Source organism: Spirosoma fluviale, assembly GCF_900230225.1.
In the GTDB taxonomy this organism is placed as follows: domain Bacteria; phylum Bacteroidota; class Bacteroidia; order Cytophagales; family Spirosomataceae; genus Spirosoma; species Spirosoma fluviale.
This window is the reverse complement of record NZ_OCNH01000001.1, coordinates 1,757,196-1,780,949: the sequence shown is the minus strand read 5'-3', so window position 1 is coordinate 1,780,949 and position 23,754 is coordinate 1,757,196. Positions and strand designations below refer to the sequence as shown.

Annotated in this window: 24 protein-coding genes, 2 tRNA genes and 1 pseudogene; 17 read left to right on the top strand and 10 right to left on the bottom strand. The window is 49.7% G+C overall.

The features are described 5' to 3' along the window. Positions 1–153 precede the first annotated feature (153 nt). The 12 genes and pseudogenes from CRO74_RS07565 to CRO74_RS31905 all read left to right on the top strand — a co-directional run bounded on the left by CRO74_RS07565 (position 154) and on the right by CRO74_RS31905 (position 9,070). Positions 154–1,221: a sulfite exporter TauE/SafE family protein gene (locus tag CRO74_RS07565; protein ID WP_097125369.1), complete on the top strand. Its 1,068-nt coding sequence runs from the start codon at positions 154–156 to the stop codon at positions 1,219–1,221. Between the two features lie 68 nt (positions 1,222–1,289). After that, a complete protein-coding gene (locus CRO74_RS07560; protein ID WP_097125368.1) occupies positions 1,290–2,498 on the top strand; it encodes a trans-sulfuration enzyme family protein in 1,209 nt (402 codons plus the stop codon). A gap of 157 nt (positions 2,499–2,655) precedes the next feature. Then, positions 2,656–3,780: a Gfo/Idh/MocA family protein gene (locus CRO74_RS07555; RefSeq protein ID WP_097125367.1), complete on the top strand. Its 1,125-nt coding sequence runs from the start codon at positions 2,656–2,658 to the stop codon at positions 3,778–3,780. Between the two features lie 36 nt (positions 3,781–3,816). After that, complete coding sequence (locus CRO74_RS07550) at positions 3,817–4,548, top strand: phosphoadenylyl-sulfate reductase (protein WP_097125366.1); 732 nt, start codon at positions 3,817–3,819, stop codon at positions 4,546–4,548. Positions 4,549–4,647: 99 nt separating this feature from the next. Further along, on the top strand, positions 4,648–5,550 hold the full coding sequence (gene cysD, locus CRO74_RS07545; RefSeq protein WP_097125365.1) for a sulfate adenylyltransferase subunit CysD: 903 nt from the start codon (positions 4,648–4,650) through the stop codon (positions 5,548–5,550). A 14-nt stretch (positions 5,551–5,564) separates the two neighbouring features. Next, entirely contained in the window at positions 5,565–5,795 is a 231-nt protein-coding gene (locus tag CRO74_RS07540; RefSeq protein ID WP_012926292.1) for a DUF4160 domain-containing protein, read from the top strand. Further along, a complete protein-coding gene (locus CRO74_RS07535) occupies positions 5,771–6,283 on the top strand; it encodes a hypothetical protein (RefSeq protein WP_097125364.1) in 513 nt (170 codons plus the stop codon). The genes CRO74_RS07540 and CRO74_RS07535 overlap by 25 nt, the downstream gene beginning before the upstream one ends. A 5-nt stretch (positions 6,284–6,288) precedes the next feature. Continuing rightward, positions 6,289–7,539, top strand: coding sequence for a sulfate adenylyltransferase subunit CysN (locus CRO74_RS07530; RefSeq protein WP_097125363.1), 1,251 nt, complete (start codon positions 6,289–6,291; stop codon positions 7,537–7,539). Between the two features lie 118 nt (positions 7,540–7,657). Continuing rightward, a complete protein-coding gene (locus tag CRO74_RS07525) occupies positions 7,658–7,882 on the top strand; it encodes a hypothetical protein (protein ID WP_097125362.1) in 225 nt (74 codons plus the stop codon). Next, positions 7,882–8,277, top strand: a complete 396-nt coding sequence (locus CRO74_RS07520; protein ID WP_097125361.1) for a type II toxin-antitoxin system VapC family toxin — start codon at positions 7,882–7,884, stop codon at positions 8,275–8,277. Before CRO74_RS07525 ends, CRO74_RS07520 begins: the two co-directional genes overlap by 1 nt. Before the next feature lie 125 nt (positions 8,278–8,402). Beyond that, on the top strand, positions 8,403–8,618 hold the full coding sequence (locus CRO74_RS31910) for a Uma2 family endonuclease (protein ID WP_245877777.1): 216 nt from the start codon (positions 8,403–8,405) through the stop codon (positions 8,616–8,618). 32 nt (positions 8,619–8,650) lie between these two features. After that, positions 8,651–9,070, top strand: a pseudogene (locus tag CRO74_RS31905) (Uma2 family endonuclease). Positions 9,071–9,143: 73 nt separating this feature from the next. On the opposite strand, the gene CRO74_RS07510 reads toward CRO74_RS31905, so the two are convergent. Continuing rightward, a complete protein-coding gene (locus CRO74_RS07510) occupies positions 9,144–10,652 on the bottom strand; it encodes a glycine--tRNA ligase (RefSeq protein ID WP_097125360.1) in 1,509 nt (502 codons plus the stop codon). A 102-nt stretch (positions 10,653–10,754) separates the two neighbouring features. Between CRO74_RS07510 and CRO74_RS07505 the strand changes: the two genes are divergently transcribed. After that, positions 10,755–11,744 carry a ComEA family DNA-binding protein gene (locus CRO74_RS07505; RefSeq protein ID WP_097125359.1) on the top strand — a complete coding sequence of 330 codons (990 nt, stop codon included), beginning with the start codon at positions 10,755–10,757 and terminating at the stop codon, positions 11,742–11,744. Between the two features lie 104 nt (positions 11,745–11,848). Here the strand turns inward: CRO74_RS07505 and rlmD are convergent, their stop codons facing one another. Continuing rightward, positions 11,849–13,294: a 23S rRNA (uracil(1939)-C(5))-methyltransferase RlmD gene (gene rlmD, locus CRO74_RS07500; RefSeq protein WP_097125358.1), complete on the bottom strand. Its 1,446-nt coding sequence runs from the start codon at positions 13,292–13,294 to the stop codon at positions 11,849–11,851. A 68-nt stretch (positions 13,295–13,362) separates the two neighbouring features. On the opposite strand from rlmD, the gene CRO74_RS07495 reads away from it, so the two are divergent. Together CRO74_RS07495 and CRO74_RS07490 are read left to right on the top strand one after the other, a co-directional pair. After that, positions 13,363–15,618, top strand: a complete 2,256-nt coding sequence (locus CRO74_RS07495) for a T9SS type B sorting domain-containing protein (protein ID WP_097125357.1) — start codon at positions 13,363–13,365, stop codon at positions 15,616–15,618. A gap of 52 nt (positions 15,619–15,670) precedes the next feature. Further along, positions 15,671–16,498 carry an SDR family oxidoreductase gene (locus CRO74_RS07490; RefSeq protein ID WP_097125356.1) on the top strand — a complete coding sequence of 276 codons (828 nt, stop codon included), beginning with the start codon at positions 15,671–15,673 and terminating at the stop codon, positions 16,496–16,498. A 104-nt stretch (positions 16,499–16,602) separates the two neighbouring features. Here CRO74_RS07490 and CRO74_RS07485 read toward each other — a convergent pair whose 3' ends face one another. Next, complete coding sequence (locus CRO74_RS07485) at positions 16,603–17,346, bottom strand: tetratricopeptide repeat protein (protein ID WP_097125355.1); 744 nt, start codon at positions 17,344–17,346, stop codon at positions 16,603–16,605. A 54-nt stretch (positions 17,347–17,400) separates the two neighbouring features. Between CRO74_RS07485 and CRO74_RS07480 the strand changes: the two genes are divergently transcribed. After that, positions 17,401–17,473: transfer RNA gene (locus tag CRO74_RS07480), tRNA-Lys, on the top strand. Between the two features lie 48 nt (positions 17,474–17,521). Here CRO74_RS07480 and CRO74_RS07475 read toward each other — a convergent pair. Further along, positions 17,522–17,929, bottom strand: coding sequence for a DUF3127 domain-containing protein (locus tag CRO74_RS07475; RefSeq protein WP_097125354.1), 408 nt, complete (start codon positions 17,927–17,929; stop codon positions 17,522–17,524). Positions 17,930–18,080: 151 nt separating this feature from the next. On the opposite strand from CRO74_RS07475, the gene CRO74_RS07470 reads away from it, so the two are divergent. Next, a tRNA-Leu gene (locus CRO74_RS07470) sits at positions 18,081–18,162 on the top strand. A gap of 110 nt (positions 18,163–18,272) precedes the next feature. On the opposite strand, the gene CRO74_RS07465 is transcribed toward CRO74_RS07470, so the two are convergent. The 6 genes from CRO74_RS07465 to CRO74_RS07440 all read right to left on the bottom strand — a co-directional run bounded on the left by CRO74_RS07465 (position 18,273) and on the right by CRO74_RS07440 (position 23,694). Continuing rightward, entirely contained in the window at positions 18,273–18,923 is a 651-nt protein-coding gene (locus CRO74_RS07465; RefSeq protein WP_097125353.1) for a hypothetical protein, read from the bottom strand. A 21-nt stretch (positions 18,924–18,944) separates the two neighbouring features. Next, on the bottom strand, positions 18,945–20,417 hold the full coding sequence (locus CRO74_RS07460) for a capsule assembly Wzi family protein (protein ID WP_097125352.1): 1,473 nt from the start codon (positions 20,415–20,417) through the stop codon (positions 18,945–18,947). A gap of 33 nt (positions 20,418–20,450) precedes the next feature. Continuing rightward, positions 20,451–20,945 carry a UpxY family transcription antiterminator gene (locus tag CRO74_RS07455; protein ID WP_097125351.1) on the bottom strand — a complete coding sequence of 165 codons (495 nt, stop codon included), beginning with the start codon at positions 20,943–20,945 and terminating at the stop codon, positions 20,451–20,453. 138 nt (positions 20,946–21,083) lie between these two features. Continuing rightward, the gene (locus CRO74_RS07450) at positions 21,084–21,284 is read right to left on the bottom strand and encodes a UDP-N-acetylglucosamine 2-epimerase (protein WP_097125350.1); all 201 of its coding nucleotides are present in this window, start codon (positions 21,282–21,284) and stop codon (positions 21,084–21,086) included. A 206-nt stretch (positions 21,285–21,490) separates the two neighbouring features. After that, positions 21,491–22,351: a hypothetical protein gene (locus tag CRO74_RS07445; RefSeq protein ID WP_097125349.1), complete on the bottom strand. Its 861-nt coding sequence runs from the start codon at positions 22,349–22,351 to the stop codon at positions 21,491–21,493. Next, on the bottom strand, positions 22,351–23,694 hold the full coding sequence (locus tag CRO74_RS07440) for an MBOAT family O-acyltransferase (protein WP_245877776.1): 1,344 nt from the start codon (positions 23,692–23,694) through the stop codon (positions 22,351–22,353). Before CRO74_RS07440 ends, CRO74_RS07445 begins: the two co-directional genes overlap by 1 nt. Positions 23,695–23,754: the final 60 nt, after the last annotated feature.

Below are 23,754 nucleotides of genomic sequence, written 5' to 3'. Positions count from 1 at the left end.
GCATCTATTGAGTTCCTTTTCGTACCTTTGGGGCACTTCTCAACAAGGTTGGCAGTTATTTAAGCCAACAAATCATTAGTAAACTCCGCGGCACGTATCTGTGCCGTTTTTCATAAGAGAATTAATCCATTAACTCTATAGAGTTTATACCTTATGTCCCAGCGGATTGTCTCTGCAACCGATTCAAGCTCTGATTCGCTCACCACTCCCAATCCAGAGCTTGACCTGAATGGGCTAACGATCACGATTCAGGGAGAGAATGCCTCATCACAGGCAGCTATCATACGGACCGCTTTCCCCACTGCCAGCGTACAGACCGACGCACCCAGTCCATTACTTCGTCGACGGAACCGGACCGAAATTGCGATTTACGTTTTTTCGGCGCTGGCCTTGATGCTGGTCGGGCATTTGCTGTTCAGTTACTTTACGCTGGATCGGCTAACGCTTCTGGCCAGTACCATCGACCTCACGCCCGATATTTTTTACTTCATCATGGCTGGTTTTGTGGCCCAGATGATTGATGGTGCCCTGGGCATGGCCTATGGCGTTACGGCCACAACCTTCCTGACCAGCGTTGGCATTAGCCCCCTGTTTGCCACGGCCAGCGTACACAGTTCCGAGATTTTCACCAGTGGCGTGTCGGGGTATATGCACCTGAAATTTGGCAACGTAAACAGCCGATTGTTTAAGATTATCCTGATTCCGGGGGTTATTGGTGCTGCGCTCGGTGCTTTTTTAATCACCAAGCTGGCCGACATGGAGATTGTAGCTCAATACCTAAGTCCCGCCATTTCGGTTTACACGGCCATTTTGGGCATCCTGATTTTAAAGAAAGCTCTGGCCAAACAAACCAAGAAAAAGCCCGTTCGTCAAATTGGTCTGCTGGCCTGGTTTGGCGGGTTTGTCGATGCCATTGGAGGTGGCGGTTGGGGGCCCATTGTTAACTCAACCCTCATTGCCTCGGGTCGGCACCCTCGTTATACGATTGGGTCGGTCAATCTGGCGGAGTTCTTTGTCTCGTTTGCGTCATCGGTCGTATTCGCTCTGTATGCCGGGCTGGACAACTACGGAATGGTTATTCTGGGCCTGATTTTGGGTGGTATGATTGCGGCTCCGATAGCGGCCCGTTTATCCCAGAAATTACCCATAAAAACCATGATGATCCTCGTCGGAATTGTGGTGATCCTCGTAAGTTTGCGAAAAATTATTAAGTTCTTTTAACGTCTGGGCCAAGCTCTGGCTTGGCTCATTAATTTCTAGTGGCCAAGCCAGAGCTTGGCCCAGACAATATGGAAAAACAAACCAAAGCGATTCGGATACAGACGGATAAATCCGGCAATCGGGAGCACTCCGTTCCTTTATATTTAACATCCAGCTTCACCTTCGAGAGCGCCGAGCAGGGAAAAGCACTGTTTGAAGAAACGGAAGAGGGAAACATCTATTCCCGCTTCTCGAACCCCAACGTTACGGAGTTTGTCGAGAAGGTCTGTATGCTCGAAAATGCCGAAGACGGTATTGCTACCGGCACCGGTATGGCCGCAGTTTTTGCCAGCATGGCTGCTCTGCTTAAATCCGGTGATCACCTGGTTGCCTGCCGGGCTTTATTTGGCTCTGCTCACCAGATCATTACCCAGATTTTAAGCAAATGGGGGATTACCCATACGTACGTCGACGCCACGGCCACCGAAGCCGAGTGGGAAGCGGCCATACAGCCCAACAACGGAAGGCAGGTCGCCCGTATGGTGTATCTGGAGACGCCCTCCAACCCCGGCCTGGAGCTGGTTGACCTGGAAATGCTGGCCCGCCTGAAAGCGAAATACGGCTTTATCCTGAACGTCGATAACTGCTTTGCCACGCCCATTCTGCAAACACCTCTCGACCTCGGAGCCGATTTATCCATACACTCAGCCACTAAATACATGGATGGTCAGGGGCGCGTACTGGGCGGTATCGTAGTCGGTCGTGCTGATCTCATACAGCCAATTCGGTTTTTCGCCCGGCATACCGGCCCGTCATTGTCGCCGTTCAATGCCTGGGTTTTGTCGAAGAGCCTGGAAACGCTGGACCTTCGCATGGAACGCCACTGCCGCAATGCCCTGCAACTCGCCGAAGCGCTCGACGGTCATGCCGATGTGGAGCGGGTATTGTATCCGTTTCTTCCCTCCCACCCTCAATTCGAGCTGGCGAAGAAGCAGATGAGCGCGGGCGGTGCCATTGTTACTATTGAGTTGGAAGGTGGTTTCGAACGCGTAAAAGCCTTCTTCGATGCACTGACGATTCCAACGCTTTCGTCCAACCTGGGCGATTCGCGGACCATTGTCACGAACCCTAACACCACAACCCATGCGAAACTGAAGCCCGAGGAAAAAGCCGCGTTGGGTATCACACCCGGTTTGATCCGCATTTCGGTTGGCCTGGAAGCTATTTCTGACCTGATCGCCGACTTTACGCAGGCCGTAGAAAAATCGGCCGAGGTCATCAAGGTAAACGTGGACTAATGATTCTGTATTGGCATAACAACCTGATTGATGAGAGTAGAAGCGGCTTAGGTTTAGTTTTGTAACGTGGAGCGGAATACCATTCCACGTTACAAAACCCGAAGAAGCATCCTAATCAAGTCATTCGGATAGAATCCGGTAAATCAGAAATGCCAGTATGAAATTTATTGCGTTTTCCCTCACCGTATTACTTATTGCTGCCCAGCTAGTGAACGCCCAATCACCTAAAAAACCGCTTCGTGTGGGAATTGCGGGTATGGCCCATGACCACGTGCATGGAATTCTGAACAAAGCCTTTGGCAAAACAGCTCAGACTGACATTGACATCGTAGGAATTGCCGAACCGAACCGGGAACTGGCCGAAAAACTGGCGAAACGGCATGGGTTCAGTATGAGTCTGGTTTATCCTACGCTGGCCGAAATGCTCGACAAAACGAAACCGGAAGCCGTAACGGATTTCGGCCCGATTGTCGATCATAAAAAAACGGTTGCCGTTTGTGCTCCCCGTGGCATTCATGTAATGGTTGAAAAGCCACTGGCAACCACCTTTGCCGATGCCAAACAGATGGAAGTACTGGCCAAAAAACATACCATCCAGCTCCTGACGAACTACGAAACAACCTGGTACGGCAGCAACCACAAAGCCTATGCTATCGCCAATACCGACAAATCGATCGGCGATTTGCGCAAGATTGTCGTTCACGATGGTCACGAGGGGCCCAAAGAAATTGGGGTGAGTAAAGAGTTCCTGAACTGGCTTACAGACCCGGTTGCCAACGGTGCTGGTGCCTTGTTTGACTTTGGCTGTTACGGGGCTAATCTCTCCACCTGGCTTATGCACAACCAGCGTCCGTTATCCGTTATGGCGGTGACCCAGCAGATCAAGCCGGATATTTACCCGAAGGTAGATGATGAAGGGACAATTGTTTTGACTTATCCCAAAACGCAGACCATCATTCAGGGGTCATGGAACTGGCCTTTCGGCCGTAAAGACATGGAAGTGTACGGACAAACGGGTTATGTGTTTACAGTAGATGGTACCCGGATGCGAATCCGGCTCAAGGGCGACAAAACCGAACATCCGGCCGAGGCAACAGCCGCCGATGCCCCTGCTACTGACCCATTTGCGTACTTCGCCCGACTGATTCATGGCGAAACTAAAGCCGACGAATTAACGTCTTTAGAGAACAATATGATCGTCATGGAAATATTGGATGCTGCCCGACAATCGGCCAAAACGGGCAAGGCGGTAAACCTGCCACAACGGGCATTGGTCCGTTAATTGACTATAAATGCGGGCACAAGCCTGCCTATTTGTATGATTGCTGAACCGACTCACACACTTGAAAGCCTGACCGGACAACTCCACGGTCTGAGCAACGTTGACGCGCTGCGGAAACTGGCTGAGTTATTCCCCGGCGAAGTCGTTTTCTCGACCAGCCTCGGCTACGAAGATCAGGTAATTACCGACCTGATTTTGGCGAACGATATCCCCATCCGGATTTTCACGCTCGATACGGGCCGGATGTTTTCGGAAACCTATTCGGTCTGGAAAAAAACAAATGATCGCTACGCTACCAAAATCGAAGCGTTCTTCCCCGAGCGGGTTGCCGAAGAAGCGCTGATGACGACCAAAGGGCCTTACAGTTTCTACGATTCGGTAGAGAATCGGAAAGAATGCTGCGGCATCCGGAAAGTGGAACCCCTCAACCGGGCGCTGAAAGGCCAGAAAATATGGGTCACGGGCATTCGCGCTGAGCAGTCGGCCAACCGCCAGAGCATGCCCCAGCTCGAATGGGATGCATCGCACAACCTCTTCAAGTTCCACCCCCTGATGGACTGGACCTTTGACGAAGTAAAGCAATACGTAAACGATAACAATGTACCCTACAATCCCCTGCACGACCGGGGTTTTGTCAGCATCGGCTGCCAGCCCTGCACGCGGGCTATCCAACCCGGCGAAGATTTCCGGGCAGGGCGCTGGTGGTGGGAGGATAATTCCAAAAAAGAGTGCGGATTACACGTTCACGAAGAGGTGTTTAAACCGTAAGTTGTTGCCCGTTAAATGAATGAATGCCTGAGTTGGTATTGTTTCGGGTGCCGATTCCTATTCACTCAGTCGCTCATTCACTAATTCACTCATTAGACAATGAAGTTAGATTATTTAGACCAGCTCGAATCCGAAGCCATCCACATCATGCGGGAGGTAGCCGGTCAGTTTGAGCGCCCTGCGCTGCTTTTTTCGGGTGGCAAGGACTCCATTACCCTGGTTCATCTGGCCCTCAAAGCATTTCGGCCGGGTAAGTTTCCGTTCCCACTCGTGCACATCGATACGGGCCACAATTTCCAGGAAGCCCTCGACTACCGCGATGCCATGGCAGAGCGTATCGGCGAAAAACTCATCGTCCGGTATGTCGAAGACACCATCCGGGAGAAAAAATTAAAGGAACCAACCGGGCGCAACGCTACCCGCAACGGTCTGCAAACGTTCACGCTGCTGGACACCATCGAGGAGTTCGAGTTCGACGCCTGCATTGGTGGTGCCCGTCGGGATGAAGAGAAAGCGCGGGCTAAGGAACGCGTCTTTTCCGTACGCGATGAGTTTGGCTCGTGGGACCCAAAACGCCAGCGGCCCGAACTGTGGAACCTCTACAACGGCCGGATTCACAAAGGCGAAAACGTTCGGGTGTTTCCCATTTCGAACTGGACCGAACTGGACGTCTGGAATTATATCCGTCGCGAGAAAATCCAGCTTCCCAGCATCTACTTCGCGCATGACCGCGAGTTGCTCATTCGCGATGGTAAACTGATGGCTACCGCCGGGGGCGTTATCAAACCCGAAGCCGACGACCAGCGGGTAACCCGCCGGGTGCGTTTCCGCACCGTTGGCGATATTTCCTGCACAGCTGCCTCTGAATCCACTGCCGAAACCCTCGACGCGGTCATCGACGAAATTCAGGCCACGCGCATCTCCGAACGGGGCGAAACCCGCATGGACGACCAGCTCTCCGAAGCCGCCATGGAAGACCGCAAGAAAGGCGGGTATTTTTAAGTGTGATAAAGCAAATGCCAACTGTAGCGCTGCTCGACGGGATTAAAATTGAAATATTCTTTCGCGATCATGTTCCACCACATATTCACGCAACCTCTGCCGAACATGAAGTGTTGATTGTAATAGAAGACGGGTCAATTTATGAAGGAAGTCTTCCCCGTAAGCAGTTGCGTATAGCTGTTGAGTACGTTCAGAATAACCGAACCAAACTATTAGATATATGGGAAAAATACAATCAAAAGTAGCTCGGCTAACGAAGCTTCTACTGATAGAGCCCTATAGAATCATTGGTCTTTGGTCAAATGGTGAGACAAGAATCAATGATTTTACTGAAGAAGTCAAAGAATGGCAAAACAGCCCTAGTAAGGAATTGAAAAAATTGGCTAGCCCAAGAACTTTTAAGACTGCGTTTGTAAAAGATGGCACTTTGGCTTTTAGTGGTAGCAAAGTTTATATACCTGGCATCACAAGTGGGCAGCCTATAGATTTTGATCGACGTAAATTGTATGCTGATAGCAAGCTAATTGGCACTTCCGTCTCATACGAAGAAGCTATACGGCCTCAAAAAAAACGTCTGGAAAATCGTAAACGACGTACGTCAGCAGTAGAACACCTGGAGCACAAATTGAGCGATTCCGATTCTTTTAACATTGTTCCTGCAATGATTAAAAAAATTGACACACGTGTAAAACAATTAGTTGCTATCGGTGGAGAATTAATCGAGTTAGAATAAAATCAATGGATCTTTTACGATTTATAACCGCCGGTTCGGTTGACGACGGCAAAAGTACGCTCATCGGGCGACTACTTTACGATTCCAAATCTATCCTGGCCGATCAGTTGGAAGCCATCGAGCGAGCAAGCAAAAGCCGTGATGATGGGGAGATCGATCTGGCCCTGTTGACCGATGGCCTGCGTTCCGAACGGGAACAGGGTATCACAATTGATGTAGCTTACCGCTATTTCCAGACTCCGGTTCGGAAGTTTATCATCGTTGATGCACCGGGCCATATCCAGTACACCCGAAACATGGTGACGGGTGCGTCCAACTGCCAACTTGCTATTGTATTGGTCGATGCCCGGCATGGTGTAGCTGAACAAACCCGGCGGCATTCGCTCATTGCGTCCCTGCTCGGCATTCCGCACATAGTTGTTGCGATCAACAAAATGGATTTGGTTGATTACTCGCAGGATGTATTTTCTGACATATGCATTCACTATGCCGAGCTGGCTCAGAAACTGAATGTCAAGCACGTAACGTATATTCCGATGAGTGCGCTCAACGGCGATAACGTCGTCGACCGGTCGGAATCCATGCCGTGGTACGAGGGTCAAACGTTGCTGGAACACTTGGAAACGGTAGAAATTGCCGATGACCTGAACCTTACCCAGGCTCGTTTTCCGGTTCAGTACGTCATTCGTCCGCAAACGCCGGAGCTTCACGATTACCGGGGGTACGCGGGTAAAATTACGAGTGGGCAGTTCCGCAAAGGCGACGCTATAACGGTGTTCCCATCTGGCGAAACGTCGACCATCGACGCCATTGAAATCGCCGAAACTGAGCTGGAGGAAGCCGCCACGCCCATGTCGGTAGTAATGCATCTGGCAACGGATGTCGACATCAGCCGGGGCGACCTCATTGTTCGGTCAGACAGCCAGCCGCTGAGCAGTCAAACGGTTGAGGCCATGTTGTGCTGGATGGACAGCAAGGAGTTCAAAGTAGGGAACAAATACGTATTACAGGTAGGCACCTTCCGTACGCGCTGCTCGGTGCGGGAGATTACGTATCAGGTAAACGTGAACACCTACGAACAGATTGAGGGCGTCCAGCAGCTCCGATTGAATGACTTAGCCAAAGTAATTCTCCGGACTGCACAGCCAATTAGTTTTGACCCATACGGCACTAATCGTGCGTCGGGTGGTGCGATCCTCATTGACGAAACCTCAAACGTAACCGTTGGCGCGTTGATGCTGGTGGGGGAAGCGTAAGACGGCTCTGAAAAGCTAGCCGATCATCTGTTTTTAACTGAATTAAGTCATTTAAGAACGGATGATCGGCTAAAACCGTTAAATTGGGTAAGGAGTTTGCACTAACTTGTCGAACCTTATGTACACTGCAATTAATGGAATTTACGAAAACGGCCAATTTACCTTAACTGAAACACCCCCTGCCGTCAAAAAATCGAAGGTGGTGATTTTGTTTCTGGAAGAGCAGGGAATTGATCAATCGATAAAAAAACGTAGTGGTGTCAAGTTAGGCAGCTTAGAGGGGAAGTATCAAATTCCTGAAGACTTTAACGAACCGCTTGATGATCTTACTGAATATATGTAATGGATTTTTTAGCTGACACACAGGTACTCATCTGGAGTATAATTAGCCCGGCTAGACTAAAGCCATCCGTTAGAGCAACTCTAGAAGAAAACCCCATTTGGATCAGCCAAATTAGCTTATTTGAAATCAGTATTAAGCAAAAAATTGGTAAACTCCCTGAGTTTCTAATTTCTGCTGCTGATTTAATTGATCAACTTTACAAAGATGGGTTTCAACTATTACCGGTCAAAAACGAACATATTATCGCTTACCATTCCATTCCACTTTTCCCGGAACATCGCGACCCTTTCGATCGCTTGATTTTAGCATCTGCACTGGCTGAAAATTTAGTGATTATTTCTGCTGACGAACGATTTCGTTTATATACGCCACAAATACAGTTGGTTGTTACCTAAGCAGGTCAGCACTCGCGATCCTGATTGACGAAACCTCAAACGTAACCGTTGGCGCGTTGATGCTGGTGGGGGAAGCGTAAGACGGCCTACTTTTTCGTATATTTGAGTAAAGACCCGGTAAGATCATGACTGAGTTAGCCGCCCAACTTCTGGAATCGCCTAAGGCCCCGCAAATTATTCAGCAGGTTCAGGCGGTGTTGAACGACGAAAAAAAGCGTCGACAGGCGTTCTACAAGTGGATGGACGACGACATGAAAGTCGAATTCATCAACGGTGAAATTGTCGTTCACTCTCCGGCGTTACACAAACACAATGCCGCAGTCATGTTCCTTGGAACATAATAAATGCTTTTGTCAATGAGCACAATTTGGGCATGGTACTTGTTAAAAAAGCACTGGTCGAACTAACCCGAAACAGCTACGAGCCGGATATATGCTATTTTGGACCAGCAAAAGCGGCTGATATCAAGCCTGATCTACTGTATTTTCCAGCCCCGGACCTGGTAGTGGAAGTGTTATCGAAAAGTACGCAGAAGAACGACTGGGAAATCAAATTTTAGGATTATGCTACGCATCAGGTAGCCGAATATTGGCTCGTTGACCCTACCCGTCAGACCGTTGAAGTATTCACGCTGGATGCCGATACCGAAGCTTACGCGCTGGTCGATCTATTACGAGTCGGGCAGACGGTTTCCAGTCAGCAGTTAGCGGGTTTTACGATTCCCGTTAAAGCCATCTTTGATGCAACAGCGAATGTAGCAGCTCTTCGCACTGTGTTGCTCGCCAATCGGTAACCAATATATAAAAAGAAGGCGTGCCACGGTTCTGAACCGTGGCACGCCTTCTTTTTATACCCAAAAACGAATTTTACATCTTTTCCAAAACCCGCTCCATCGACACTTCCTGACCAATCATGGCTTTCAATTCGCTAATTGGAATACGAATCTGTTCGGTAGTATCGCGGAAGCGAACCGTAACGGTGTTGTCTTCAATGGTTTGGTAATCCACCGCGATACAAAACGGCGTACCGATCAAATCCTGTCGGGTGTAGCGCTTGCCAATGGCATCCCGCTCCTCATACACCACCCGGAATTCAGACCGAAGACTCTTTACGATTTCTTCGGCTTTCTCGGGCAGACCATCTTTCCGAACAAGCGGAAACACAGCAGCTTTGATAGGTGCCAGCGCCGGGTGCAATTTCAAATACGTCCGTTCTTTCTGCTGATCACCTTCGCCAACAGTTTCTTTTGTGAAAGCATTGCAGAACACAGCCAGAAACAAACGGTCTGCCCCTACTGAGGTTTCAACGACGTACGGGATATAGTTACCGTACGGCTTCTCCGTAGCAGGGTCAACCTCATTGTCGAAATACTGCTGCTTCTTCCGGCTCAGTTCCTGGTGGGCTTTCAGGTCGAAATCGGTTCGGGAGTGAATCCCTTCCATTTCGCGGAAACCAAACGGAAATTTATACTCGATATCCACGGCAGCATTGGCATAGTGAGCCAGCTTCTCGTGAATGTGAAATTTGAGCTTGTCGGCGGGTAGACCAACTGCCTGGTGGAATTTCATCCGGGCATCGCGCCAGGTTTCATACCACTGCATTTCGGTACCGGGACGCACAAAAAACTGCATTTCCATCTGTTCGAACTCCCGCATCCGGAAGGTGAACTGCCGGGCTACGATCTCATTCCGGAACGCCTTTCCAATCTGGGCAATGCCAAAGGGAATCTTCATCCGGCCGGTTTTCTGTACGTTCAGGAAGTTGACAAAAATACCCTGGGCGGTTTCCGGACGGAGATAGATCAGGCTGGCGTCTTCAGCCAGTGAGCCTACCTGCGTGGAGAACATCAGGTTGAACTGCCGCACTTCGGTCCAGTTATCGGTGCCCGAAACGGGATCTTTTATGCCTTCGGCAATGATGAGGTTACGAACGCCTTCCAGGTCGTTATCGCCCAGCAAGCGGCCCATTTCCTGCAACAGCGCGGTACTTTTCGCTTCGTCCCCGGCATTGGCATAGGCTTCGGCCTTCAGTTCGAGGAGTTGGTCGGCGCGGTACCGTTTCTTGGAGTCGCGGTTATCGATCATGGGGTCATTGAACGAGTCCACGTGCCCCGACGCTTTCCACGTCTGCGGATGCATGAAAATCGACGCGTCAATCCCGACAACATTGTCGTGGAGTTGGGTCATTGCCTTCCACCAGAGCGTTTTGAGGTTATTTTTCAGTTCAACGCCATTCTGACCGTAGTCGTACACGGCTTGCAGGCCATCGTAGATTTCGGAAGATGGGAACACGAAGCCATATTCTTTGGCGTGGGCGATAATGTCTTGCAGCGAAGTGGCTGGTGAGCCGGTGGCTGGCGTTTGTGAAGTATTCATACGTGAGCGCAAAAATACAACAGTGGACGAATTAATTCGTCCACTGTTTGAAATCATCAAAACAAGTAACCAATTTTAACAATAAAAATTACTTGAAAAATAATGCTTCCCCGATTCGTCTCCTTCATCCGCGATTATTTTGGCTTCTCCCATAAGGAAACCAGGGGCTTTATGGTTCTGCTGTTCCTAACGCTGCTTTGTCTGCTGATTCCGTTCGTTTACCGATTCGTTGTTACCCGAACGCCCGTCGACACATCGGCTGCCGACCAGCGGAAACTCGATAGCCTGGTGGCACTCATGCAGACTGAAGCCGCCAAACAGCCCCAGTACGGCGACCGCTCAGGAAAAGAGAAAACCACCGCCGAACGATTCAGTGAACCTAAGCTATTTGCGTTCGACCCCAACACCGTTAGCGTAGCGGGCTGGCAGCAGTTAGGGTTGCCGAAGTGGATGGCGGAACGCATTGAAAAATACCGGAGCAAAGGCGGACAGTTCCGCAAAAAAGAAGACCTTCTCAAAATTTACGACTTCCCCCCCGACCTCTACGATCAACTTGAACCGTATATAACACTCAAGGAAACAACCCGGTCAGACCGCTTCCCTAACGACAGATCGGGCACCGGCAAACCATTCAGCAGCGAACCCTACCCTACTGTCAATCGACCGGCTTTCCCCGAACGTCCGGCAAAGCCGGTGCTTCAGCCGTTTGATATCAACACCGCCGACACAGCTCAGTTGATCGCTTTGAAGGGCATCGGGGCCACATTGGCCACTCGCATTGTTAAATACCGGGATGCACTGGGCGGGTTTATCTCCACCGATCAGTTTCGGGATGTCTACGGACTGGACTCACTCACGGTTGAGGAACTTCTGAAGTTTGGAAAGATCCGGTCGGGGGTGCGTCGGATTCCCGTTAATACCGCTACGGCCGATGAACTGGACCGGCACCCGTTCCTATCCCGCCGACAAGCCCAGTTGATCGTTAGCTACCGGGAACAGCATGGGGCGTATACCTCAGCAGAATCCTTGAAACCAATTCGGATTCTGGATGCTAAAACCATTGATAAGATTGCCCCTTATCTGGAGTTTTAGCGATTCTTTTCTGAGTAAGTTTTGCAATAAGTCAAGGGCTGCAGGGTGGTGTCAGTTTTGAGAAATTGACACCACCCTGCAGCCCTTGACTTGTTGTTTAGATCCTACCGCTTCGTCAGGACGACTACATTCTCGACATGGTGCGTGTGCGGGAACATATCGACTGGTTGTACACCCGTAACAATGTACCCTTCGTCCAGAATAGCCAGATCACGGGCTTGTGTGGCGGTGTTGCAACTGACGTAGACAATCCGTTCGGGAGCCGCTTTGAGGAGTTGACGGGTAACGGCTTCGTCCATCCCGGCGCGGGGCGGATCGGTGATGACCACATCCGGACGACCGTGTTCGGCAAAAAATTCGTCGGTCAGAATTGCCTTCATATCCCCCGCGACAAAGGTCGTATTCGTAATGCCGTTCACTTGCGCATTGACCCGGGCATCGGCTACCGAAGCTTCGACATACTCCACTCCCACCACATGTTTGGCCAAACGAGCTACAAAGAGCGCAATCGTGCCCGTGCCGGTGTATAAGTCATACACGTGTTCCTGACCGGTCAGCCCGGCAAATTCACGGGCCACTTTATAGAGGTTGTATGCCTGCTGGGCATTGGTCTGGTAAAACGACTTGGGGCCTATCCGAAAGGTGAGCGGTCGGTCGCCACCGTCTTCCATTTGCTCCTCAATGTAGGCTTTACCCGCCCAGTTAACAACCTCCTGATCCTGATAGCTATCGTTCTTTTTAGTGTTCAGGATGTAGTTCAGGGATGTAATTTGCGGGAATAGGGTCTGCAAATACGCCATTAATCCATTGAGCAGTTCGGGGTTATCCTGCGCTACCTGCAACGTTACCATCACCTGCTGCGTAGTATCGGCAGTGCGGATAATGAGCGTCCGCAGAAAACCCGTATGCATTTTCAGGTTATACAACGTCATATCATGCTGAAGTACATAGGCATCAATAGCTTCCCGAATGGCGTTGGACGGGTCGGGCTGGAGGTAGCAATGCCGGATGGGCAACACTTTATCGAAGCGGCCGGGCACGTGGAAGCCCACCGCCCGCTGGTCCATCGGTTGATTGGTCCCTACTTCTTTTGTTGTCAGCCAGCGGCCTTCGGCGCAAGTGAACTCAAGCTTGTTCCGGTAGTACTGCGTTGGATGAGCGGGCATAATGGGCCGAAACTCGGGCAGTTCCACTTTACCAATACGCGTCAGATGATCGACCACCTGCTGGTGTTTAAAGCCAAGCTGCTCGCTGTATTGAATATGCTGCCATTTACAGCCGCCACAGGTTCCAAAGTGCTCGCAGAAAGGCTCAGTACGCACCGAAGACCATTCGTGAACGCGTTCGGCAACGGCTTCGCGGTACTGCTTTTTGGTATTGGTAATGCGCAGATCAACCACATCGCCGGGAGCTACGCCCGGTCCGCCGGTGGGATTTTCAACAAAAATTACGCCTTCATCAGTACGTACAATACATTTCCCTTCGGCGGCTACGGCATCGATACGAACACTTGCCAACCGTTCGGGTGTTTTATGAATCTTCCTACGCATAAGTCCTAAAAAACCGCTAATTTAAGCAGTCGTTTTCGGACGAACTCTATATTGACCTGATTCTGCTTATGCCGAACCTATACCCTTCCTCTAAATTACCTCTTTTTCTTGTTTGCTTTTTCCTGGTTTTGAGCCCGTTTGCGCAGGCAACGCATATTGTCGGGGGCGAACTCGAACTGCGTTATCTGGGCACCCAGACTCAATACACGCATCGGATTAACCTTAATTTATACTTCGACGACATTAACGGAAATCCGGGAGCCGATGACGGCCAGGTATCCGTAGGTGTTTTCTCGAAGCGCTCCAATCAGCTTATCGGCTATGTCCCTCTCGTCCGTATCAGCAGCGAATACGTAGCTTACACCCGGCCAGCCTGTGCAACGGGTGCCGTACGTACGCGGTTAATCCGTCACAGCACCGACCTAACCCTCGACCCAAATGTGTTCAATGATGCGGGGGGGTATTACCTGTCGTGGGAACGGTGCTGCCGCAACGGAGCCATTGTCAATATCGAAAGCCCGGGGGCAGCCGGTTCAACATTTTACCTGGAGTTTCCGGCCATTATGTCGGGACAAACCCGCTTCGCCAATTCATCGCCCGTGTTTACCGTTCCCAAAGGTGATTACGCCTGCATTGGCCAGCCGTTTACCCTCGACTTCAGCGCCCGGGATGCCGATGGCGACAGCCTGACCTACGCGCTGGCTACGCCGTATAATGGCTTTAGTACATCCAACTCACCAAATCCCGGTGCAGGTTCTACGGTATCAAACCCTTCCTTTTCGGCTGGCCCCTATCCGCCAATCCGGTGGATTAACGGCATCTCCATTGCCAACCAAATACCGGGAACGGTTCCGCTGCGGGTGAATGCCCGAACGGGGCTGCTCAGCGTAACCCCGGACCGAGCAGGCTTATTTGTGTTTTCCGTTGAGGTTGGTGAATTTCGGGCGGGCAAACAGATTGGGCGCGTCCGGCGCGACTTTCAGGTGCTGGTCGTTGACTGCCCCAAAAACAACCCGCCCCAATTACTGTTTCGGCCCAACGACCAGAAACAGTTTTATACGGAAGGTACCGTAATCACCCTAGCCGAGAAAGATACCAACTGCCTGAGTCTGTACATCACCGACCTTGACCCAAACCAGCGCATTTCGATCATCAACATGAGTGGCTCGTTACCCGGCCTTACCCTGACGCCCGGTGAATTAACCACCCGAACGAGCCGGGACACCCTTCAGGCCAAACTCTGTTTCGGACGATGCGTTGGGGGCAATGGAACCCCGATTACGTTGTTGATTCGGGCTACGGACGATGGCTGTCCGCAGGGCCTAAGCGATACGATCAGTGTCCGCCTGAATATCATTCCATCGCCTAATAACAAGCCCGTTGCTGCTACCGACCTGCCGAATAACAAAGCCAGTATTACGGTAGGCTCGTCCCTAACATTCAACGCCTTCGGCACAGACATCGATAACGACAACGTAACGATCCAGGCCATTGGGCGCGGCTTCACACTGTCGCAGGCCGGGATGAGTTTTGGGTCGGCTTCGGGGGTCGGGAAAGTGTCACAGCCTTTTTTGTGGAAACCAACCTGCACCCAGGCTACCCAGGCCGGTTATATCGTCGATTTTATTGTGACCGACACCCGCTGTAATCGGAACCTGCGGGATACCGTTACGGTAAACTTAGCGGCCACTGGCCTGCCCAGCACCCCTCCTACTATACAAACAACGCTGGCGTCTCAGGTTGTTGAGTTGAGCGTTAGCACCAGCGAAACCGACGGACGCACCACTTTCGATGTGCTGGGCAACGACGCAGACCGGGACACGTTGCGGTTAACCGCCGTTGGGCGGGGCTTCGATGTTAAAGCCGCCGGGATGGTCTTCACCAACAAATTTGGCCTGCCTACCTTGCAATCACCTTTCGACTGGAAGCCAAGCTGTGCCCTGATGGCCGGCAAAGCCGAAGCTACGTTTGTAGTCGATTTTGTGGTGGATGACCGTTCCTGTCAGCCCAATCATACCGCTGTATCGACGGTCACCTTTATGGTCAAGAACCCATCCTTTACTGCCGAAATAAAAGTCCCGAATGTGTTTACACCCAATGGCGACGGCATTAATGATTTTTTTGCGATAAAAGACTTACCGGAAAACTCCTGCGATGAGCAGTTTAAATCTGTCGAGGTAACGAATCGATGGGGCCAGACGGTCTTTAAATCCTCCGATCCTAAATTTCGCTGGTACGGCACCGGCTCACCCGTTGGCACCTATTATTACCTTCTCCTGACATCAAAGCGAACTCTCAAAGGCCCCCTTACCCTGATGCGATGATCCAGATGGCAATTATCAGCCACGCTAAAGTAGTATCTTCGCAACTGCAATTATGAAAGATAAATTAGTTCTCATTACCGGTGCTTCTTCAGGCATCGGTCGGGCGCTTGCCTTTGCCTTCGGGCGTGAAGGAGCCACTATTGTTATTTGTGCCCGCAAGGCGGACGCACTTCAGCTGGTAAGTGACGAACTTCGTCAGGCCGGCATCAACACCTTTTCACTAACCGCCGATGTTAGTGTTGAGTCCGATGTCAAACAACTCATCGACCAAACGATTGCGCGGTTCGGGCGGCTGGACATCCTGATCAACAATGCGGGTATCAGTATGCGCTCCATGCTGATCGATACGGACCCGGCCGTTATTCAGAAGGTCATGGATATTAATTTCATGGGTACGGTATACGCTACCCGCTATGCGTTGCCGTACATTCAGGAAGCCAAAGGATCGATCGTGGGTATCTCGTCGATTGCCGGGTATCGGGGCTTACCCGTTCGAAGCGGTTACTCGGCCTCCAAGTTTGCGATGAATGGCTTTCTTGAAGCCGTACGGACCGAGTTACTGCATACGGGCGTTCACGTGTTGACCGCCTGTCCGGGTTTCACGGCTTCCAACATTCGTTTTTCGGCGCTCGATGCCCACGGGCAGGCTAAAGGCGAAAGCATGCGGGATGAAGGTAATATGATGAGTGCGGAAGAGTGCGCCGATCACATTCTACGAGCTGTAAAAACCCGCAAACGCGAACTCATCCTAACCTCGCAGGGCAAGTTCACAGTGTTCCTGAACAAGTGGCTACCCAAACTAATGGATACGCTGGTGTATAATACCCTGGCTAAAGAGAAAGACTCGCCGTTAAGGAAGGAGTTAGGAGTTAGGAGTTAGGAGCGAGGAGTTGCTATCGCAAATAAGCTGACGCATAAGGTCGTTGAGTCCAACGCTTGCTTGCGACAGCAACTTCTCACTCCTCGCTACTAACTCCTAACTCCTTAGATTATCCACACATTATCCCGGCGGATGAAGTAAAGCTTATTGTGCCATAACACACGCAGGTAAATATCTTTTGTACCCAGAATACTGAGCTTGTGCCCCCGCCCGATAACCTCAACAATTGGGGCGGCTGCGGAGGGGTCTGTTCGGAGCAGGACCCGGTCGTGGCTGGTTATCCCGGACTGAATACCTTCCGGCAGGTTTGTAAAGATCAACAGCAAGATTAGGTAGGCAAAGAAAATCCATTTCTGCCTCCTGAAGACCGACTGTTTTCGTACCAGTTTGAGCATGAGTACCGTGAAAACATATCCCGCCGGTATGAGCAGAAACAGCAGAAAATAAAGGCCATATTTCCGATAAAAGAGATAGAAATAGTTCAGGTCATCCGTTTCGTACCCGGTCAGGTTGTTGGCCCTTGCAATATCGTTCATCCGACGCAGCACGACATCGTCGGGATGGCGTTCGAAATACACGTCGAGGTAGTAGAGGAGCCGGGGTACGTCATTCTGCTGTTCGTAGGCGCTCGCCAGTTTCAACAGCATAGGATCGGTAGCGGTGTGCCCTTCGGCCAGTGCCATTTCATAGATTCGGGCAGCATTTACCTGATCACCGGCAATAAACAGCGAATCGGCGCGTTTGAGAGAGTCTACCGAAACTATCTGTGCCTCAGCGAGTCCCGAAAAAAAACAAAAAAATAGACTTATTTTAAGAGGAATAGCTTGCAACGAATGAAATAAGGCCATAGTTTTGCACCACAATTAAGAACAACCACCCACTAAACGGAAGGACGTTCAACCGATTTGGTAGCTCAGCTGGTAGAGCAATACACTTTTAATGTATGGGTCCTGGGTTCGAATCCCAGCCGGATCACGAAATGAAAAAAGCCGCTGTTAGCGGCTTTTTTCATTTTCAACCTGCTTAGAATGGCAGATCGTTACTTTCTTCATCAAAGGCCGAGTTAAACGACACAGCAGCAGGTTGATTCGGCTGAGCCGAACGCGGTTGCTGAGCCGGAGCCGACCGGGGTGCCGGGGCAGCCCCGCCATCACCTTCGGCTAACTCGATCCGAAACGCCCGCAACTCGGTGTACCAGCGCTCGTTGTATTCGCGGGATTCAGCACTGAAGGTGGCTTTCAGCGTATCGCCGTTAGCGTACTGTTTCAGATCTGCAACTTTATCGCCCCAGGCCGTAAGGCATACTTTCTTTGGATAGGATGCATCTAGTGTTTCAATAACGAATTCCTGCTTACTCCAGGGACCTTTTTGGCTTTGCCCCGATACTTCAGGCAGAACTTTTATGAGTTTTCCGACTAATTCCAGTGCCATGTTACTTGGACTTTTAAACGTGGTTTATAAAGATAAAAGTACGAAATTTTGCCCATTTTTGGGCCATCCTGAGCGAAAAAAGCAAAACTTTCCGATCGGAGGTTGACAAAACATGAAAAGAATACTACCTTTGCACCCAGAACAAAAAAACGGCCACGTGGTGAAACTGGTAGACACGCCATCTTGAGGGGGTGGTGCTGCAAGGCATGGGAGTTCGAGTCTCCCCGTGGTCACACAAAAAAATAGAAAAGCCGCTGTAAACGAATATGTTACAGCGGCTTTTCTATTTTATAAGTTACCGAAATCTTTTCGGTGCAATCTCAAAGCGTTGTCTTTATACACCCTAAAACTGCGCTTCTACACCCAGACGTCCGCTGGTGGTCAATCCCATTTTTATGCGGCTAAGGTGAACCACCGACGATTGAGAGACCGATTTTGTGTTGTACAGAACAACGGCCTTACGCACCAACTCGTTGGACAACTCCAGTACACAAACGGCTCCCAAAAATAAGCCCACCCCACCTAAAACCTGTGGTAAACTTCGCTTTGTGTACTCGACCTCAATGTTGGGGACGTTGGGATTAGTGGCTGTGCGTACCCCCCGAATCATAGCCGTTTTTTGTTCGCCCCTGATACCTTTATAACCAACGTATACACCCGATAAGGCCATTAGTACCGTCAGCGTCTTTAATTGGTTCCCGGTTTGATAATACACCTGAGCTTGCCGGGTGTCCACCAACAATTTCTTCACAGTTGCCGGTTCGAGCTTCTCCCCCTTCTGGTACACATCCGTTCGAAAAAAATATCGTTTCACAAACAACGTATCAGACAGGTCAACAAGAGCGGGTTTGGTCAGGGAGTTAAGTGTAATAGCCATACCCTCGGGGCTATTGCTTTTCAACAACCGAGTCTCTGGCACCTCCTCTGAGCGTACGTCCTGGGCCAGGGTTGGCAGGGTGATGAACAGAAGAATGGGGAGTAGAAGTCGTTTCATTGCGTATCTCATCGCGATTAGTTAAAAGGTCTGTCGAACAAGGAAGCTAAGACCCAGATTCTGCTTCAGGACACCGGCGTTGTCGTAGGCCAGCGTAGTGATAAACGTGTATTTTTTAAAGGGAACACTCACCTGCTGCTGAACAGACGTTTGCCCAACACCGGAGGGCAAGGGGGTACTGTACTTGCCGAAGTTTTCACTCACCGAGATACGCGTCAGCAAGTCGACCAGCCGTATACGGCTCATCACCGACAGCGTAACCGCATTTACCCGATTATTTACGATCAGGTTGGTGTTCTTGTCCAGGTTTTGCGAAAGTCCGGTTGTGTAGCGCAAGGGCATGATAAACGGCGTGCCAATGGTTTGCCCTCTGTAAACCCATCCATCAATGTACCGGCCATTGTTGAAGTAATCTTCAGCCCCGCGTAACTGCTCGATCGTTGAGCGATTGGACAAATAGGGACCGCCCTGACTGGATGTGTGCAGGTATTCAAGAACTACCCTCAAAACTCCCTGAGAAGCCTGTTTCCGGCTGAACGACAAGCCGGTCAGTCCATCCGCAATGTTGTTCAAACGAAACAAAGCACCGGCTTCGTAGATCGATTGTCGATACAGGAACCATTTGTTTTGATCATCTTCATATTCGAGTCCAAGATCAACTGTTCCCAGGTGGTTACCAACCCGGTTTCCTCCCTCAGCAGAAGCTTGTCCGTTTTGAACTACCAGACTATCATCGGCGTACAACGATCGGCCAAGCACGACATACCCATAGGTCTGCAAATCGGACCCAAAGTTTGTAATTCGTTGACTGCCCTCGTATCGGGGGTACAACACCGCTCCTCCCCACTGAACCTGGTGATTAAAGCCCCCATGAATCTTGAATCGCCAGTTGGGCTTGCCGATCCGGACATACAGGCTTTTTTGGTGAAGAAAATAATTCTTTACCGAGTCGCCGGTGCCAAACCAGCCGTGGGCAAAATTGCCCTTAATGGCCAGCAATCCATTTTTCAGGATCGGGGTATACGCAGGAATCGAAATCTGAAGTTTAGGCATTGGCAAGGCATTCCCCGACCAGATGTAAGACCCTGCACTCAGCACCGAATCGACCAGCCCCTGCGTTTCCCGTCGCCGACCGGCATAGAGTTCAAACGCACCATAGCGCACTTTTGCGTAGGCTTCCGAGACTAAAAACTGGTTCGTTGTGCCCACATTCATAACCGCCCGCAAGCCATAGCCGTACGAAAACTTCTTTCGTGCCAGCGTACTGTATTCTTTCTTAGCCTGTCCCCGAATGGTAAAACCCTGAGCCCCCAATGGAATTTCGCCGTACTGGTTCGAGCGAACCCAAAACGGATTACTGGCATCCGTAGCCAGGAACGTGCCAGCCTCAACCGTGTAGGCAACTCCTTTAACAACCGCCTGTGCACGCGCAACAGGACAGCAGAACCCTACACTTAAGAGACCCCAAAGTGTGCTGCGAACAATAACCTTCATGAAATAAGCGGATTTATGTACTGTAACACCCCGTCAAAACGGCGTTACTTTTTCTACGATCGTTTTTGTGGTATCGACCAGGATGCTCATACCGAGCGATTCGATAAACAGCATAATCTTTTTGCCCTGCTTCGCTATGACTTCGCCTTCCTGATCCATGAGTATGCCGGAGTTGACCCGGATCTTATCAGCGATACTGAACGATTGGATCTGAATGGCCTCATGATCGAAATCATTCAGCAGGTTTTTAATAACCTCGATCTCTTCCGGTCTGACAATGGCGGGTTTTTTTAACCAGAACAGGTAGTTTACAAAACCAGGTACGTCAAACACCAGGCTTCGTTGATTTTCTTCCAGATTAACAAAGCAATACGAGCGAAAAAGAGGCTCTTCAACAATCTTGTATCGATCCGACCACTTTCGTTTTACTTTTCTAAGTGGGCAGTACACCTCAATTCCTTTGTTGCGCAGATTTTCCGCAACAACTTTCTCCGATCGAGGTTTTGTGTAAATGACAAACCAAGGCATAGTCGTTAGGTAAAGTCAGTGTATAGGTGGGAGTAATACAGCGAATGCCAACAAATTCCGCTCCAACAGGAAGCGGATTCAGTTCTTCATCCGAGAAGGTGACTAAATCAATCCAGGCTCCAGATTCGACCGGCTTATTTATCCCTTAACGGGTGCATTATTGAGAATAAAATTCAGTATTCGTTCGGCCGCATGTCCGTCGCCGTAGAAAGAAGTAAAGGGTATGGTGTCTGCTTCATAAAAAAAAGCAAAGGCATCCAGGATGCGATTTTTGTCCGCATCACACAGAACAGCCGCGCCACTTTCCACAATCTCCACCCATTCTGTTTCGGCCCGCAGAACGAGGAGACTCTAACTACTAATACTGAACCTGTTTAGGATTTTGCTTTATACCAAATTCCCTCCTATCAAGTGGCTTACTGTAACCTGGACGGCCACGTCCGGGTGTAAACGAGATGTATTTGCGCCCGGACGTGGCCGTCCAGGTTACAGTAAGCCGTTGTTTCAGTAAGCCTAAACAGGTTTACTATTAGTTTTATTAAGAGCTATTTATGAAATACAGGCACTTTCTGAAAGTAGTCCGCGTACAAGGCTGCGCTCGCGCCTGTCAGATGAATACCATCTGTTGTATGAAATTGAGCACAACCCGGCTGAGGTATATAGGTGTACCGTTCTCGGGGAAACCGTTTGTATAACGCTTCCCTTACCCTAATCGAGAGGGCTGACTGACATAAGGCAGGATGAACGGGCATTTCAAAAAAAACAACTTTACAACTATTCTCTTCCAGTGCATGGATAAACGTTGCTAGCTCAGTCAAACGGGCCGTAATGAACGTGTCAGACGGACAAGTAGCGTACTGTTTGATAGAGTTACCCAAAATCGTCTGGTTTACACCGGGGGGGGGGTCTCTTAGTGGTAGAGCGCTCACTTTTGTTCTCCCCCCTTTTTTATAGCGAATCAATCCTTTCAACACAGCAACAGGCTGATTCTTCGTAAGCAAAGCAGCAAAGACTGACTTTAATCGATACCGAACTGGAGAAAACACCGCCTGATGGAATTCCTCACTAGGCTCGTTTAAGATCGTGTTTGTTTCTATGTAGACTATAGTCGGCTTCTGCGCCTTAGTCATGACCAGTTCAAGGCCATCATAAGCACTGAAACCTCCAAACGCTAAATTGATCAAGCTGTCATTGGTTTTTGCTATAGGTATTCTAGCCGACATAGACGACCCAAGTATAACAGCGGAATTTGACAGTAGAGGGCGTTCAAACAAATAGGCTTCGGCTTTAATCAAATTGCCGTTCCACTGATTCTGAGTTGTATCAATATCAGCAGGTAAAAATTTCAGTAGCAGTGACCATCCCAGAAGGAGGATAACGAAACCGACAAGTATCTTTTTTAGCATCAGAATTGAAAGTAGATGAAATCGCCCGACGAGCCACTGTTCAGCATAATCATAAACAACAGCGTAGCGTACACTACTGGTGATAGTATAGGGCGAAGGTGGTCTAAAAAGGCTTTTTTGCTAACATAAGCAATGTGATACGTTATGACTGGTGCCGAATACAGGGCAATCATAAGCAACCTTTCCTTGTCCGTTGAGTAAAATGGCGCTACTATTATCCGCTGTATATATAGCAAGGCCTGAGAAAAATCGGGTAACTTAAAAAACAACCATCCCAGGCTAACTAAACTGAATACCAGACAGCCCTGTAAAAAGGTGACTAGTGGTGTCTTCCGAAACTGTATATATTTTCCCAGGTATCGTTCAACAGCTAAGGCTAGCCCGTGATAGGCTCCCCACACCGCATAGCTCCAGGCAGCCCCATGCCACAATCCACCCAGAACCATGGTGATAAATAAATTCCGGTACGTCTTCACTTCACCACGCCGGTTTCCACCCAAAGGAATATACAAGTACTCTTTTAAAAAGCTGGAAAGTGAAATATGCCACCGTTGCCAGAACTCAGCAAAAGAGGTTGAGCTATAGGGAAACAGAAAGTTTTCGGCAAACTGATAACCAAACAACGACGCCAAGCCAATGGCAATGAGTGAATAGCCCGCAAAATCTGCAAAAATCTGCATAGAATAACCGAACAGCAGACCAAGCAAATCCATCCCGGCATATGATTCGAAATAGGGATAAGCCATCCAGAAGGTCTGGTCTTTTAAATTGTCAGCCACCACCATTTTCAGAAAGTATCCCAGGATCAGCTTCCTGGCAGTGAAGTCGACATCAATATCACGAATGCGCTTCAGCCTGATTTGCGGCATGAATTCATGCGCTTTTACAATAGGGCCTGCGATCAACTGTGGGAAGAATGATTTGAAAAGAAAGACATTTAGCAAATGACGCCACCACGGCACAGCCGAAGATTGCAGGAGTTGCCGATCGTTTTCTCTGAATGTATCGATTACCAGGCTTATGCCCTGGAATGTAAAGAAGGAAATTCCAATAGGCAATGGAATAGCAATCAAATACAGACTGATAGACGAGCCTTCGGGGAACAATGTCTTCCCAACTAATGGGCCATACTTAAAGAAGAAGAGAATCATTAAGTTGGCAACAACACCCAGAATTGCGACTCTTTTTCTAGCAGTACCTGCAAGTCGTATCACCCAAAAACTGGTACCTGTATTAACCAGAATCGATACCAGTAGCAGCGTAACCAATAATGGGTAATGCCAGCCATAGAAGACAAAGCTTGCCAGTATCAGTACGGCAGATTGGTAAATTCCGCTTTTCAACGAATAGAAGAGTAGCCAGGTTACGACCAACAGCACAAAAAACTCAAAACTGGTAAAAAG